Source organism: Curtobacterium sp. NPDC089689, from assembly GCF_044749145.1.
Lineage (GTDB): Bacteria > Actinomycetota > Actinomycetes > Actinomycetales > Microbacteriaceae > Curtobacterium.
Window position 1 is genome coordinate 79,679 of sequence record NZ_JBIVHJ010000002.1, and the last position, 14,231, is coordinate 93,909.

Consider the following 14,231-nt stretch of genomic DNA (forward strand, 5'->3'; position numbering starts at 1 on the left):
CTGCGACCTCCGGGGTGCTGTGGACAGTCGTCGTGCGGCGACAATGGACGGGTGATCGTGCTCGCAGCAACCCCCATCGGCAACCTCGGGGACGCCTCCCGCCGGCTCGTCGAGACCCTCTCGAACGCGAGCGTCGTCGCCGCCGAGGACACCCGCACCGCGGTGCACCTCATGCGCGCGCTCGGGATCGAGAACCGGCCGCGGCTCATCGCGCTGCACGAGCACAACGAGCGGGAGCGTGCCGCCGACGTCGTCGCACTCGCCCAGGACGACGACGTCGTGGTCCTCACCGACGCCGGCATGCCCGCGATCAGCGACCCCGGGTTCCCCTTGGTGGCAGCGGCCGCCGAGGCCGGTGTCACGGTCACGGCGATCCCCGGTCCGTCGGCGGTCCTCACGGCGCTCGCCGTGTCCGGCCTGCCGACCGACCGGTTCACCTTCGAGGGCTTCCCCACGCGCAAGCAGGGCGAGCGGCGCAGGTCGTTCGAGGCGCTGGCGGGCGAGCGTCGCACGATGGTCTTCTTCGAGTCGCCGCACCGGCTCGGCGACACCCTCGCCGACATGGTCGCCGCGTTCGGCGACGACCGCCGCGCGGTCGTGTGTCGGGAACTCACGAAGCTCCACGAAGAGGTCCGCCGAGACACGCTCGGTGAGCTCGCCGCCTGGGCCGCCGACGGATCGCGTGGGGAGATCTGCGTCGTCGTCGAGGGATCGTCCGGCAGCGACGACGTCACGTCGCTGGACGACGGCGTCCGGCTCGTGCTCGAGCGGGTCGCCGCCGGGTCGCGCATGAAGGAGGCCGCCGCGGCGGTCGCGGACGCGACCGGCCTGTCCAAGCGCGACCTCTACGAGGGCGCGCTGGCCGCGAAGTAACGTGGCGATCAGCGGCCTGGAGGCACGGGGCGGGCCCGCCACGCGCCTCCAGGCCGGCTTCTCCACAGCCGCGTCATGCGCGCTCCGCGCGCCCGTAGGATGGTCCGCATGTCCGACGGGTCCTCCTTCAGCATCACCACGCCGATCTTCTACGTGAACGACGTGCCCCACATCGGGCACGCGTACACCGAGGTCGCCGCGGACATGCTCGCGCGCTGGCACCGTCAGCGCGGCGAGGACACCTGGCTGCTCACCGGGACGGACGAGCACGGGCAGAAGATCCTGCGCACCGCCTCGGCGAACGACGTCACCCCGAAGGAGTGGGCGGACCGGCTCGTCACCGATGCCTGGAAGCCCCTGCTCGAGACGGTCGACGTCGCCAACGACGACTTCATCCGCACCACGGACGAGCGTCACGAGCGCGGCGTCACGGCCTTCCTGCAGAAGCTGTACGACGACGGCTTCATCTACGCCGGCGAGTTCGAGGGGTTCTACTGCGTCGGGTGCGAGGAGTACAAGCAGCCGAGCGACCTCGTGGCCGGCACCGGGGCGTACGAGGGGCAGCAGGTCTGCGCCATCCACTCGATCCCGGTCGAGGTGCTGTCCGAGCGCAACTACTTCTTCCGCATGTCCGACTTCGAGCAGCGACTGCTCGACCTCTACGAGTCGAACCCCGAGTTCATCCAGCCCGAGAGCGTCCGGAACGAGATCATCTCGTTCGTGAAGCAGGGTCTGCGCGACCTGTCGATCTCGCGGTCCAGCTTCGACTGGGGCATCCAGATCCCCTGGGACCACGACCACGTCCTCTACGTGTGGTTCGACGCACTGCTGAACTACGTCACCGCGCTCGGCTACGGCTCCGAGGACGACGAAGCCTTCCAGCGTCTCTGGCCGAGCGTGCACATCGTCGGCAAGGACATCGCCCGGTTCCACGCCGTCATCTGGCCGGCGATGCTCATGGCCGCCGGGCTCCCGGTGCCGGAGCGCGTCTACGGGCACGGCTGGCTCCTCGTCGGCGGCGAGAAGATGTCCAAGTCGAAGCTGACCGGCATCGCGCCGTCGGAGATCACCGACACCTTCGGGTCGGACGCCTTCCGCTACTACTTCCTCCGCGCGATCACCTTCGGGCAGGACGGCAACTTCAGCTGGGAGGACATCTCCGCCCGGTACCAGGCCGAGCTCGCCAACGGGTTCGGCAACCTGGCGTCGCGCATCGTCGCGATGCTCGGCAAGTACTTCGACGGCGTCGTCCCGGCGGCCGGTGCGTCGACCGACGCGGATCGTGCCGTCGAGGACCTCGCCCGCTCGGTGACCGAGCGGGCCGACGCCGCGGTGGGCTCCTTCGCGCCGCACGACGCGATCGCCACCGTCTGGGAGCTCGTCGACGCCCTGAACGGGTACATCACCGAGCAGGAGCCGTGGGCCCTCGCGAAGGACGACACGAAGCGCGAGCGGCTCGCGACCGTGCTCGTCACCGCGCTGCGCGGCCTCGGTACCGTCGCGGTCCTGGTCTCGCCCGTGATGCCGAAGGCGACCGAGAAGCTCTGGGCGTCGATCGGAGCCGGCGGGTCCATCGCCGAGCAGCGCATCGACCGGGCATGGGAGTGGCAGGCGGCGGCGCAGGTCGTGCCGCTCGAGTCCGGGCTCTTCCCGCGCATCGAGCAGCAGCCGGAGCAGGGCGCAGCGTGACCGACGCGGCGCACGTCCGTGCCCGCGGCGAGGGATCGGGCGGCGGGTCGAAGCGCGACCTGACGTACCCGCCCCTGCCGCAGGCGCTCGTCGTCCCCGTGTACGACAACCACACCCACATGGAGATCGCCGACGGCGTCGGGGAAGGTGGCGACGGGCCGCTCGAGTACCGCGAGCACCTCGACCGTGCGTCGAGCGTCGGTGTCCGGGGCGTCGTGCAGGTCGGTACCGACCTCGCGACCTCGCAGTGGTCCGCCTCCATCGCCGCCCGCGAGCCGCGCGTGCTCGCGGCCGTCGCACTGCACCCGAACGAAGCACCCGTGCTCGATGCGGCCGGCAGCCTCGACGAGCACCTCGCGGGGATCGCCGAGCTCGCCGCCCTGCCCCGTGTCCGCGCGATCGGGGAGACCGGCCTCGACTTCTTCCGCACGGGTGAGGACGGTCGCGCCGCCCAGGTCCGCTCGTTCGAGGAGCACATCCGCATCGCGAAGGAGCACGACCTCGCGTTGACGATCCACGACCGCGACGCGCACGACGCCGTGGTCGAGGTCCTCGACCGCGTCGGCGCACCGGAGCGCACGGTGTTCCACTGCTTCTCGGGTGGGCCCGACCTCGCCCGTCTCTGCGCCGAGCGGGGCTGGTACATGTCCTTCGCCGGCACCGTGACGTTCAAGAACGCGCAGGACCTCCGCGATGCGCTCGAGGTCGCACCGCGTCACCTCATCATGGTCGAGACGGACGCGCCGTTCCTCACCCCGACGCCCTACCGTGGCCGGCCGAACGCGCCGTACCTCATCCCGCTCACGCTGCGTTCGATGGCGGAGACCCTGCGCACCGACGTGTCGATGCTCGCCGCGCAGATCGCGTCGAACACCGAGACCGTCTACGGCGCGTGGGACGCCGAACCCGTCACGGTGGCGGAGTAGTCGTGGGTGCGCTCCTCGGACCGGCGGAGATCCGTGACCTCGCCGCGAAGCTCGACGTCACCCCGACGAAGAAGCTCGGGCAGAACTTCGTGCACGACGCGAACACCGTCCGTCGCATCGTGGCCTCGGGGCGGGTGACGCCGGAGTCCCGCGTCCTCGAGATCGGCCCGGGCCTCGGCTCGCTCACCCTCGGTCTGACCGAGACAGGCGCGTCCGTCACCGCGGTCGAGATCGACGGACGCCTCGCTGCGCAGCTCCCGGCCACGGTGTCGGCCATGCAGCCGGACGCGCGGCTCCGGGTCGTGCACCAGGACGCCCTGACCGTGGCGGCGTCCGACCTCCCGGAAGCACCGACGCACGTCGTGGCGAACCTGCCGTACAACGTCTCCGTCCCGGTGCTGCTGCACCTCCTCGCCACCTTCCCGAGCATCGAGCGCGCGCTCGTCATGGTGCAGGCCGAGGTCGGGTACCGGCTCGCAGCCGACCCGGGCAGCAAGGTCTACGGATCCCCGAGCGTCAAGGCTGCCTGGTACGGCTCGTGGTCGATCGCCGGTCAGGTCAGCCGTCAGGTGTTCTGGCCGGTGCCGAACGTCGACAGCGTGCTCGTCGGGTTCGACCGCGGTGAGCAGCCCGGCGACGATGCCCTGCGGTCGCGGGTGTTCGTGCTCGTGGATGCCGCGTTCCAGCAGCGGCGGAAGATGCTCCGGCAGAGCCTGTCGGGCGTGCTCGGCGGAAGCGCCCGGGCGGCCGAGGTGCTGACCGCCGCCGGCATCGACCCCACGGCGCGCGGGGAGGTCATCAGAGTGGACGACTTCGTGCGTCTCGGGCGGACGGTGCTCGCGGCGGGCTGACCAGCATGCACTGGACATCCGAAATGTTTGGTGACCCGTCCGCGAAGTGCGTAGTTTCTCCGAGACCAACCGAGGAGGAACGATGCTTGCACCGCACCGAGGCCGCGCCACACAGGCAGAGCGAGTCGCTGTGATCCGGGAACGCGTCCGGAAGTACGCCCCTGAAGAGATGGCTGCGTTCTTCGCGCGGCGGCCACCGCTGGAGGGCACCCCCGCGGAGCGGCAGGAGCGTTTGCGCCGCGCTTCGGAAACGGTGCGGCTCGACAAGCCCATCAGCGAGTACCTCGCATCCCGGTACGACGCGTGAACGCTGCTCCTGGAGCGCACATCGACTTCGGCTGCGACGGCGTCCTGACCTTCGACGAATGCACGGGCCCGATCGACCGAGTGCTGCTCGATCCGGCGTTCATCTTCCGCGCCCTCGTCGCGTCGGAACCGGGCCACGAGAACGCTGCCGCGTTCTTGGCCCACCTCGATCTCCACGAGACAGCGATGATCGTGTCGTCTGTGTTCGAAGTCGAACTGCTCGACATCGTCGACCACCTCGGGAGACCTGAGCTGGTGGAGGCGTGGCAGGAACACTTGCGATCGTCGAGCGTGCACGTGGTGCCGCTCGACGGGGTCCTGCCCGACGTGAAGGACTTGATGTCTGCGGCTGGCGTGCCGGTCTCCGTGGCGCTGCAGATCGTGACCGCGTGGGCCGCTGGAGCGTCAGCGGTCGTCACCACTCGCGCCGCTTTCGCGTCCGTCGGCGAGCTCCCGTTGTGCGTGAGCAACGACACGGTCGCTGCAGTGCGCGCTCTCCGTAGTTGACACGCCGAACGGTGTGGTGCGATCGCGCCGGCCCTACGCTGACCGCATGAACGACGGGACGGTGCGATCGCACTCGCAGGGCGCAGGACCGGAGCGCATCTTCGCGGCCACGGGGAGGTACCCCGACGACTGGCATGCCGAGCTCGACGCCGCCGGTGGCCAGCACCTCGGTCACACCGCGATCGCCGCCTGGCTCGTGGAGCAGGGCGTCGACGGATGGTGGGCGCAGGGAGTCGCGATCGGCTACGAGCAGGCGCGCGGGCTGCGGATCCCAGGGCAGCGCTCCGACGGGACCTTCGCGGTCTCGGCCTCACGGCAGCTCCCCGGCGAGCGGGATGCCGTGCTCGACCGCATCCTCCCCGTCGTCACCGACGCGCTCGGGTCCGACCCGACGTCGCAGAGTCGCGGCGGCAAGCGACCGTCGGCTCGCTGGACCTTCCCGGATCGTGAGTCGGTCCTCCTCAACACCGAGGACGGCCCCAAGCCCGGGACGGTCCGGGTCAGCGTGCAACGCGAGCGGCTGACCGGTCCGGAGCGGATGCCCGACGCGAAGGCCGACCTGCAGCAACTGCTCGCCGGCCTCTGACCACCGGACGGCCGGACGGGCGCGGCGGCCGAACGGGCGTCACGGCCGAACGGGGGAGTCCTCGGACACCCGGAACACCGCTACGCTCACCGGGTGCCGCAACGTCCCTCGAAGTTCGCCCGTGCCATCACCGCGTCGTTCGTCGTCGGCGGCGTCGTGGTCGCTGTGCTCGCCGTCGCCGCGGCCGTGCACGACCCGACGAGTGACGCCGCGTGGGTCGCGATCCCGCTCGGCGTGCTGCTCGTCGTCTGGGGTGTCGCGTTCGCTCGGATGAGCGCTGACGACAGCCCCGACGACGACGAGACCGAGAACGAAGCGCCGAGCCCCGCACCGCTCACCCGGCTGAGTTGGGTGATCGCGCTCTTGCTCGGGTACGTCGCCGCTCGCATGGTGGGCCGTCCGGTCGACTCGTCGCTCGTGGCCGTCGGAAGCGTCCTGGCGCTGTGGCTCGTGAGCCGCGCGGTCGACCGCTGGGTGCGCCGACGGGAGGCACGCGACGGTGACGTGGGGCCCGCCACGGACTGAGTGTCCGGCCGCTCGCCGTCAGTGCCCGCGACCGGCGAGCACCTCGATGAGCTGCTGCTGCGTCCCGTCCCGCTCGGACCAGCGGAGCGGCAGCACGTTCTCGACGAGGATCTCCGGCGCGGCCCCGGACGCGAGCAGCCCCACGACCTCGTCGAGGAAGTCGTCGAGCGGCATGCCCCCGAAGTCCGCGCCACCGAGCAGGTCCGTGGCGACCGCCGGCGGGACGAGTTCGAGGACGGTGACCGACGAGCCGACGAGCTGCTGTCGCAGGGACTGCGTGTACGAGTGCACGGCGGCCTTCGTCGCGCCGTAGGTCGGCGTCGCAGCGAGCGGGGTGAACGCGAGGCCCGACGACACCGTGACGACGGTCGCGGCCGGACGGGTGAGCAGGTGCGGCAGGAACGCGTCGACGAGCCGGATGGTGCCGAGCAGGTTCGTCTCGATCGTGGCGACCGCGGTCTCGACGTGCCCGGGGTCCCGGAGGTCCTCGGTCCGCATGATCCCGGACATCGTGACGAGGGAGTCCAGCGTCGGGTGGGCAGCGAGCACGGTGTCGGCGGCCGCGGCGACCGACGCCGGGTCGGCGACGTCCACGACCACGGTGTCGAAGCCGTGCTCCTCGTGGAGGGTGTCGAGCAGGGCCGCCCGACGCCCGCCGATGACGACGGTGCTGCCGGCGGCCTGCAGGCGGAGCGCGAGTCCGAGGCCGATGCCGGAGGTCGCGCCGGGGATGAAGACGGTGGCGTTCGTGATGTCCATGTCCTCGACGATCCTCGCCGGTCGCCCGTGGAACCAGAGCGCGCTCATCGGGGGACCGCCGATCCCTGGCTCGGACCGGGTACGCGGTGCACGATGTCTGCATGGACCGTGCTGCCCTCGCCGACTTCCTCCGCCGCCGCCGCGAGTCCCTGCGGCCCGAGGACGTCGGCCTCGGGTCGGGTGCACGCCGGCGGACGCCGGGTCTGCGGCGCGAGGAGGTCGCGGCCCTCGCGGGGATGTCCGCCGACTACTACACCCGACTGGAGCAGCAGCGTGGGCCGCAGCCGTCCGAGCAGATGGTCGCCGCCGTCGCTCGCGCGCTCCGCTGCTCCCTCGACGAGCGCGACCACCTGTTCCACCTGGCCGGCCACAACGCGCCGGTCCGGGTGCACCGTTCGGACCACGTCGACCCGGCGGTGCTCCGGGTGCTCGACCGGCTCTCGGACACCCCGGCGATCGTGGTGAACGACCTCGGTGAGACCCTCGTGGAGAACCGGCTCGCGGCGGCACTCCTCGGCTCGACGGTGGACCTGCCGGGCAACGAGCGTTACCAGCCGTGGCGGTGGTTCACGACCGACGCCGAGCGGGCGAAGTACGCGCCGGAGCAGCACGACCGCCTCGCGCGGGCACAGGTCGCGAGTCTCCGCGCGGCGGTGGGTGCTGCCGGCCCCGGGGACCGTCGGGCACAGCAGCTGATCGCCGACCTGGAGCGGGAGAGTCCCACGTTCCGGGAGCTCTGGGCACTCCACGAGGTCCGCACGCGGTGGGAGGACCACAAGACCTTCGTCCACCCGGAGCTGGGCCGCATCACCGTCGACTGCCAGGTGCTGCACACCGACAACCGGGCGCAGGCCCTCCTGCTCTTCACGGCGCCGCCCGGCACCGAGGACGCGCAGAAGCTCGAGCTCCTCGGCGTCGTCGGCTCGCAGCAGTTCGACGCATCCGGTGCGGCGAGGTAGCACCGCGTCACACACCTGGCTCGCTGTCACACGCCGTGCCTAGGGTGGGCGCGTGAGCTCTCCGCGCGTGTACGTCATCCACGAGAACCCCGAGTGGTTCCCGCCGCTCGCCGCCGCCTTCGCAGCCGAGGGCGTCCCGGTCGAGGAGATCCTCCTCACCGACGGGCAGATCGACCTCGCCGCGGAGCCGGCGCCGGGCGTCTACTGGAGCCGGATGTCGGCGTCGAGCCACACCCGCGGCCACGAGCACAGCAAGGAGTACACCCGGGCGCTCCTCGGCTGGCTCGAGCGCTCCGGCCGGACGGTCGTGAACGGCAGCCACGTCCTCGAGCTCGAGGTGTCCAAGGTCGCCCAGCACGGCCTGCTGCGCGACGCCGGGTTCGACGTGCCGCGCACCACGGCGGTGTTCGGGGCAGCGGGACTCAAGGACGCCGCCCGGACCTTCACGGGCGGGCAGGACGTCCCCTTCATCACGAAGCACAACCAGGGCGGCAAGGGCCTCGGGGTGCGCCGGTTCGACTCGCTCGCCGAGTTCGACGCGTACGTCGACAGCCCCGAGTTCGAGGCCCCGGTCGACGGCATCACGCTCCTGCAGGAGTACCTCACGGCCCGCGAGCCGTTCATCACGCGCCTCGAGTTCGTCGGCGGCGAGTTCGTGTACGCCGTCCGTGTCGACACGAGCGCCGGCAGCTTCGAGCTCTGCCCCGCCGACGCGTGCGAGGTCCCGCAGGCCATCGCCGGTGCCGTGTGCGACGTGCCGGGCACCGAGGCCCCGGCCGACGCGCCGGCCGCGTTCAGCGTCCGCGAGGACGTCACCGCGTCGCACCCGCTCGTGCAGCAGCTCCGCACGTTCCTGGCCGAGCAGCGCATCCCGATCGCGGGGGTCGAGTTCATGGAGACCACCGACGGCCGCCACGTCGTCTACGACATCAACACGAACACGAACTACAACCCCGCGGTCGAGGCCGTCGCACCGGTCTCGGGACCGCGCGCGATCGCGCGCTTCACCGGCGGCCTGCTGGCCGCGCAGTACCAGACCGCCGCGGTCTGAGGACCAAGCCACCCACGGCCTGGAGGCACGGTGCGGGCCCGCCCCGTGCCTCCAGGCCGGTACTCACCACCCAAGGAACCCACCCGTGCGATTCGGATACTGGACCCCGCTCTTCGGCGGCTGGCTGCGCAACGTCGAGGACGAGGACATGCCCGTCACCTTCGACTACGTCAAGCGGCTCGCGCAGCGAGCCGAGCGCATCGGCTTCGACCTGACGCTCGTGCCGGAGCTGAACCTCAACGACATCAAGGGGACGGCTGCGCCGTCGCTCGAGGCGTGGTCGCTCGCGGCCGCCATCGCGGCGACGACCGAACGGCTCGAGATCATGGCGGCGATGCGGCCCGGCTACCACCTGCCGGCCGTCACCGCGAAGCAGGCGGCGACGATCGACGACATCTCGTGCGGCCGCTTCACCTTCAACGTGGTGAGCGCCTGGTGGGCCGAGGAGGCCAAGCAGTACGGCGGGATCTTCTCGGAGCACGACGACCGCTACAAGCGCACGGCGGAGTTCGTCGAGGTGATGAAGGGCCTCTGGCGCGAGACGCCGTACTCGTTCCACGGCGAGTACTACGACGTCGAGAACGCCCACCTCGAACCGAAGCCGCGCGTGACGCCGCGCATCTACGCCGGCGGTGAGAGCGAGGCGGGCAAGGCTGCGATCACGGGCTACGCCGACGCGTACGTGACCCACGGCGGCACCGTCGAGGAGCTCCGGACGAAGATCGCCGAGATGCGTCGCCGGCGCGAGGACGCGGGGCTCGAGCCGTTCGAGGCGTTCGGGATGGCGGCGTACGTCATCGTCCGCGAGACCGAGGCGGAGGCGCAGGCCGAGCTCGCCCGGATCACGGACGTGCAGCACGGCAAGGCCTACGAGTCCTACCAGGACTTCATCTCGAAGTCGCAGCTCGAGCACGTGCCCTCGCTGGAGGACTACTCGGTGTCGAACCGCGGGCTGCGCCCCGGTTTCGTCGGGACCCCCTCGCAGGTGGCCGACCGGATCAAGGAGTTCGAGGACGCCGGGGTCGACACCCTGCTGCTGCAGTTCTCGCCGCAGCTCGAGGAGATGGAGCGCTTCGGCGAGCAGGTCATCCCGCTCGTCCGTCCGTCCGTGCCGGTGCCGTCCGGGGCGGGTGTCTGATGGCCACGGTCGAGGACGACTGGGCCTTCGAGACCCGGCAGATCCGAGCAGGGTTCAAGGCTGACCCGGGCTGGGGCGCGAACGTGCCGCCGATCGCGCAGAGCGCCGCGTTCGTGTACCCCTCGGGGGAGGACGCCGCAGCGCGGTTCCTGCTCGACGCACCGGGCCACACGTACTCGCGCGTGAACAACCCGTCGGCCGCCGCGCTGGAACGGCGCATCGCGGACCTCGAGGGCGGGGTGGGTGCGCTCGCGCTGGCCTCGGGACAGGCCGCCACGTCCCTCGCGGTGCTCGGCGTCGCTCGTGCCGGGGACCACGTGGTGTCGAGCGCTTCCCTGTACGGCGCGACGTACACGCTCTTCGCGTCGACCCTCCGAGACCTCGGCATCACGTTCACCTTCGTGCAGGACCCCACCGACCTCGCCGAGTGGGCGGCTGCCGTCCGTCCGGAGACCCGCGCGTTCTTCGGTGAGTCCATCCCGAACCCGCGCGGCGACGTACTCGACTTCGCGGGCGTCGCCGGTGTCGCACACGAGGCCGGCGTGCCGCTCATCGTCGACAACACCATCGCGACGCCCTGGCTCGTGCGTCCGATCGAGCACGGTGCGGACATCGTGGTGCACTCGGCGACGAAGTACCTCGCCGGCCACGGCAGCGCGATCGCCGGGCTCATCGTCGACTCGGGGAACTTCGACTGGGCGGCGCACCCGGAGAAGTACCCGCAGCTGACCAGCGTCGAGCACTCCGGGTTCGCCGGGACGGACTTCGCGGCGAAGTTCGGTCCGCGAGCGTTCATCCAGCGCACCCGCTCGAAGCTCTCCGCTGACCTCGGCCCGGCGATCGCCCCGTTCACGGCGTTCCTCGTGCTGCAGGGCATCCAGACGCTGTCGCTGCGGATGGAGCGGCACGTGTCGAACGCCGCCGCCGTGGCGTCCTGGCTCGATGCGCACGACCAGGTCCTCGGCGTGCACTACGCCGGGCTGCCCTCGTCGCCGTGGCACGCGTTGGCGCAGCGCTACGTGCCGGCCGGGCCGTCCGCCGTGCTGGCGTTCGACCTCGACGGCGGGCTCGAGGCCGGTCGTCGGTTCGTCGGGGCCCTCGAGCTGTTCGACCACGTCTCGAACATCGGTGACGTCCGATCGCTCGTCGTACACCCGGCGTCGACCACGCACGTGCAGATGACGCCGTCCGAGCGTGCGGCCGCGGGTGTCGGCGAGGGCCTCATCCGTCTGTCGATCGGGCTCGAGCACATCGACGACGTCCTCGCGGACCTCGCACAGGGGTTCGCGGCCGCACGGTCGTAGCCGGCTGCCGGCTGCCTGCTGGGGCGGGTGCCGGCAGCTCGGCCGTCACGCGCAGGAACGTGCTCCGGCCGCGGGATAGGTTGGAGCCATGACCTCGTTGGCCGCACCGACCCGCGTGCGGACGCGCGCCCCCGGCAAGATCAACGTGTTCCTGTCCGTCGGTGCGCTGCAGGACGACGGCTACCACGACGTCGCCACGGCGTACCAGGCGGTGTCGCTCTACGAGGACGTGATCGCCGAGCCGGCCGATGACTTCTCGGTCTCCTTCACGGGTCCGATCGACACCACGGCGGTGCCCACGGACGAGTCGAACCTCGCGATCCGGGCAGCCCGGCTCGTCGCGGACGCCTCGGGACACCGCGGTGGGGTCCGTCTGACGATCGAGAAGCACGTCCCCGTCGCCGGCGGGATGGGCGGGGGATCGGCGGACGCCGCGGCCACCCTGTTGGCGGTCGACACACTCTGGGGGACCGCCCTCGGCCGCGATGAACTCCTGCGGCTCGCCGCACAGCTCGGCGCCGACGTCCCGTTCGCGTTCGCCGGCGGCACCGCGGTCGGCACCGGCCGCGGTGACGAACTCAGCCCGGCGCTCGCGAAGGGGGAGTTCCGGTGGGTGCTGGCGCTCAGCGACTCCGGACTGTCGACACCCGCCGTCTACCGTGCGCTCGACGAGCACCGGGAGCGGTACCGTGCCGACATCGCCCCGGCGCCCACGACCCCGGTGGTCGAGGCGAACGTGCTCCAGGCGCTCCGCGCGGGAGACCCGGACCTGCTCGCCGACTGCCTGCACAACGACCTGCAGGCCCCGGCGATGCGGCTCCAGCCCTCGCTCGCGGAGACGCTCGAGATCGGCGAGAAGGCCGGAGCGCTCGCGGGACTCGTGTCCGGGAGCGGACCGACGGTGGCGTTCCTCGTGGCGGACCGGGACGCCGCGCTCGAGGTGCAGGTGGAGCTCAGCGCCGCCGGGCTGGTGGCGGTGCGTGCCGCGGGCCCGGTGCACGGCGCCCGCGTCGTGCACTGACAGTCGTGCACTGACAGTCGTGCACTGACAGCGGACGCGCCGTGCGGCGGCCGGCCCTGCTCAAGAGCGCTGGTACTCCGTGAGCACCACGGTGCCGGTCTTCCAGTGCTGCACGGCGGTGAAGCCGTGCTCCGCGAGGACCTGCGTGGTCTCGGGCTCGATGTTCCGCGCCTTGACGGTCCCGCCCACGAACCACACGGTGTCGATGTCGCCGAGTCGGCTCGGGATCGTCGAGGAGAGGTCGCCGTTCTGGTCCCAGAGGACGCCGGCAGCGGGTCCGTCCTTCCGCACGGCGAGGTCGGTCATGCCGGCGAACGCGTTCGGGTAGGACTGCCGGATGATGTCGGCGGTCGTCCCGGGGTGGCCGTAGACGCTGCCGAAGACGACCCCCTCGTCGCTGTCGCGCTGCTGCGACCGCTCGGAGGCGATGATCGAGGCGGCCACGGACCACGTGGAGTCCTGCTTCGACCGGGGGAGCTTCACCAGCACGGACGTCGGGACGGACAGGACGAGCACGGCGACGAGCGCCCCGGCGAGCAGTGCACGCTTCCGGATGACCGTGATGCCGAGCGCGATGAGCAGCGCCACGAACGGCAGGCTCAACGTGGCGTACTTCGGCGTGTAGAGGTGTCGGCCCATCGCGGTGGCGACGAGGAGCGCGAGCGTCGGGACCACGACGAGCGGCAGCGCGACGCGGACGGCCTGGGCGCGGAACAGCGACCGGACCGTGGCGGACGAGCGGTGCGCCGCGACCAGGGCGGTGACGACGCCGAGGACCATGAGCGCCCACGCGACGGCGGCGTACACGTCGACGCCACCGAACCAGGCCGTCGCGAACACCTGCGCGAACGTGCGGTCGTTGATCGGGGCGAGCCAGGCGACCTGCTTGGACTGGCTGGCGACGGCGGCCACGAACGGTGTGACCGCGACGAGGACGAGGACCGAGACGATCGCCCAGCGCAGCAGGGAGCCGCCCGGTGCGAGGGGGCGGACTCCGTGGTCGGCGCTCCGGGCACGGCGGTCGGCGAGCATCGTCCACAGGAAGGTCACGCCGTGCGCCACGACCGCGAGGGCGAGGTAGACGTTGAAGGTGATCGCGACGACGGCGAGGAGGGCGTACGCCACCCACCAGTGGAGACTCCGGCCGGACCGGGACCGACGGACGGCGGTCAGCCCGACGAGCGTCAGGCACACCGCGAACGTCGTGATGGTCGCGTACGAGCGTCCTTCGCTGCCGGCCCACTGCACACGGGGGAGTGCGAGGAACACGAGCCCCGCGGCGATGCCGAACCGCCGCCCGCCGAGGCGACGCCCGAGTGCGACCACGAGGCCGGCGGCGACGCCGATCGCGAGGGCGCTCGGGAAGCGGAGCGTGAACGGCGTGTACCCCACGAGCCAGAACCACCCGTGCATGAGCGCGTAGTACAGCCCGTGCACGGCGTCGACGTTGTGCAGCTCGGCCCAGAGCTGCGGCCACGTGCGCTGGGCGCTCGTGACGGTGGCGGCCTCGTCGTACCAGAGCGACGGGACCCAGGCGAAGGCGGCGGCCACGAGGACCCCGAGGGCGCCGACCGTGAGCTCGGGCGTCCGGACGACGGCGACGCGCACGCCGCTCGGGACCGCCCGCAGACGCTCCCGTACCGAGGCCGTGGACAGGCCTGGCTGCACCCTGATGGTGTCGGTACGGGGGGAACTCACGTCCTGCACCGTATCCGGGCGGCCTGGGCGAGTGCCGG

The 14,231-nt window shown here is 71.6% G+C and carries 15 protein-coding genes; 13 read left to right on the top strand and 2 right to left on the bottom strand.

Going from position 1 to position 14,231, the window contains the following annotated elements:
- Positions 1-51 precede the first annotated feature (51 nt).
- From rsmI to ACIPYW_RS08565, 8 genes are all read left to right on the top strand, one after another.
- The gene (gene rsmI, locus ACIPYW_RS08530; RefSeq protein WP_400412647.1) at positions 52-873 is read left to right on the top strand and encodes a 16S rRNA (cytidine(1402)-2'-O)-methyltransferase; all 822 of its coding nucleotides are present in this window, start codon (positions 52-54) and stop codon (positions 871-873) included.
- 108 nt (positions 874-981) lie between these two features.
- Positions 982-2,562, top strand: coding sequence for a methionine--tRNA ligase (metG, locus tag ACIPYW_RS08535; RefSeq protein ID WP_400412649.1), 1,581 nt, complete (start codon positions 982-984; stop codon positions 2,560-2,562).
- Positions 2,559-3,488: a TatD family hydrolase gene (locus tag ACIPYW_RS08540; RefSeq protein WP_400412651.1), complete on the top strand. Its 930-nt coding sequence runs from the start codon at positions 2,559-2,561 to the stop codon at positions 3,486-3,488. Before metG ends, ACIPYW_RS08540 begins: the two co-directional genes overlap by 4 nt.
- Before the next feature lie 2 nt (positions 3,489-3,490).
- A complete protein-coding gene (gene rsmA, locus ACIPYW_RS08545) occupies positions 3,491-4,339 on the top strand; it encodes a 16S rRNA (adenine(1518)-N(6)/adenine(1519)-N(6))-dimethyltransferase RsmA (RefSeq protein WP_400412653.1) in 849 nt (282 codons plus the stop codon).
- Positions 4,340-4,469: 130 nt separating this feature from the next.
- Positions 4,470-4,646 (top strand): hypothetical protein, encoded by a 177-nt coding sequence (locus ACIPYW_RS08550; protein ID WP_400412654.1) that lies wholly within the window; start codon positions 4,470-4,472, stop codon positions 4,644-4,646.
- Entirely contained in the window at positions 4,643-5,152 is a 510-nt protein-coding gene (locus tag ACIPYW_RS08555; RefSeq protein WP_400412655.1) for a type II toxin-antitoxin system VapC family toxin, read from the top strand. The genes ACIPYW_RS08550 and ACIPYW_RS08555 overlap by 4 nt, the downstream gene beginning before the upstream one ends.
- 46 nt (positions 5,153-5,198) lie before the next feature.
- Positions 5,199-5,738, top strand: a complete 540-nt coding sequence (locus ACIPYW_RS08560; protein ID WP_400412656.1) for a hypothetical protein — start codon at positions 5,199-5,201, stop codon at positions 5,736-5,738.
- A 93-nt stretch (positions 5,739-5,831) separates the two neighbouring features.
- Entirely contained in the window at positions 5,832-6,263 is a 432-nt protein-coding gene (locus ACIPYW_RS08565; RefSeq protein WP_400412657.1) for a hypothetical protein, read from the top strand.
- An 18-nt stretch (positions 6,264-6,281) separates the two neighbouring features.
- Here the strand turns inward: ACIPYW_RS08565 and ACIPYW_RS08570 are convergent, their stop codons facing one another.
- Positions 6,282-7,022: an SDR family oxidoreductase gene (locus ACIPYW_RS08570; RefSeq protein ID WP_400413574.1), complete on the bottom strand. Its 741-nt coding sequence runs from the start codon at positions 7,020-7,022 to the stop codon at positions 6,282-6,284.
- Between the two features lie 101 nt (positions 7,023-7,123).
- On the opposite strand from ACIPYW_RS08570, the gene ACIPYW_RS08575 reads away from it, so the two are divergent.
- The 5 genes from ACIPYW_RS08575 to ACIPYW_RS08595 all read left to right on the top strand — a co-directional run bounded on the left by ACIPYW_RS08575 (position 7,124) and on the right by ACIPYW_RS08595 (position 12,495).
- Entirely contained in the window at positions 7,124-7,981 is an 858-nt protein-coding gene (locus tag ACIPYW_RS08575; RefSeq protein ID WP_400412659.1) for a helix-turn-helix transcriptional regulator, read from the top strand.
- 52 nt (positions 7,982-8,033) lie between these two features.
- Complete coding sequence (locus ACIPYW_RS08580; RefSeq protein ID WP_290134061.1) at positions 8,034-9,032, top strand: RimK family alpha-L-glutamate ligase; 999 nt, start codon at positions 8,034-8,036, stop codon at positions 9,030-9,032.
- 85 nt (positions 9,033-9,117) lie between these two features.
- Complete coding sequence (locus ACIPYW_RS08585) at positions 9,118-10,170, top strand: LLM class flavin-dependent oxidoreductase (RefSeq protein WP_400412660.1); 1,053 nt, start codon at positions 9,118-9,120, stop codon at positions 10,168-10,170.
- Complete coding sequence (locus tag ACIPYW_RS08590; RefSeq protein ID WP_400412661.1) at positions 10,170-11,474, top strand: O-acetylhomoserine aminocarboxypropyltransferase/cysteine synthase family protein; 1,305 nt, start codon at positions 10,170-10,172, stop codon at positions 11,472-11,474. The genes ACIPYW_RS08585 and ACIPYW_RS08590 overlap by 1 nt, the downstream gene beginning before the upstream one ends.
- An 88-nt stretch (positions 11,475-11,562) precedes the next feature.
- Complete coding sequence (locus tag ACIPYW_RS08595) at positions 11,563-12,495, top strand: 4-(cytidine 5'-diphospho)-2-C-methyl-D-erythritol kinase (protein ID WP_290134064.1); 933 nt, start codon at positions 11,563-11,565, stop codon at positions 12,493-12,495.
- 60 nt (positions 12,496-12,555) lie between these two features.
- On the opposite strand, the gene ACIPYW_RS08600 is transcribed toward ACIPYW_RS08595, so the two are convergent.
- Positions 12,556-14,193 (bottom strand): hypothetical protein, encoded by a 1,638-nt coding sequence (locus ACIPYW_RS08600; RefSeq protein WP_400412662.1) that lies wholly within the window; start codon positions 14,191-14,193, stop codon positions 12,556-12,558.
- Positions 14,194-14,231 lie beyond the last annotated feature (38 nt).

Coding starts and splice junctions, on each gene's coding strand:
- metG (WP_400412649.1), top strand. CDS start 982: ATGTCCGACGGGTCCTCCTTCAGCATCACCACGCCGATCTTCTACGTG.
- ACIPYW_RS08560 (WP_400412656.1), top strand. CDS start 5,199: ATGAACGACGGGACGGTGCGATCGCACTCGCAGGGCGCAGGACCGGAG.
- ACIPYW_RS08570 (WP_400413574.1), bottom strand. CDS start 7,022: ATGGACATCACGAACGCCACCGTCTTCATCCCCGGCGCGACCTCCGGC.
- ACIPYW_RS08575 (WP_400412659.1), top strand. CDS start 7,124: ATGGACCGTGCTGCCCTCGCCGACTTCCTCCGCCGCCGCCGCGAGTCC.
- ACIPYW_RS08590 (WP_400412661.1), top strand. CDS start 10,170: ATGGCCACGGTCGAGGACGACTGGGCCTTCGAGACCCGGCAGATCCGA.
- ACIPYW_RS08595 (WP_290134064.1), top strand. CDS start 11,563: ATGACCTCGTTGGCCGCACCGACCCGCGTGCGGACGCGCGCCCCCGGC.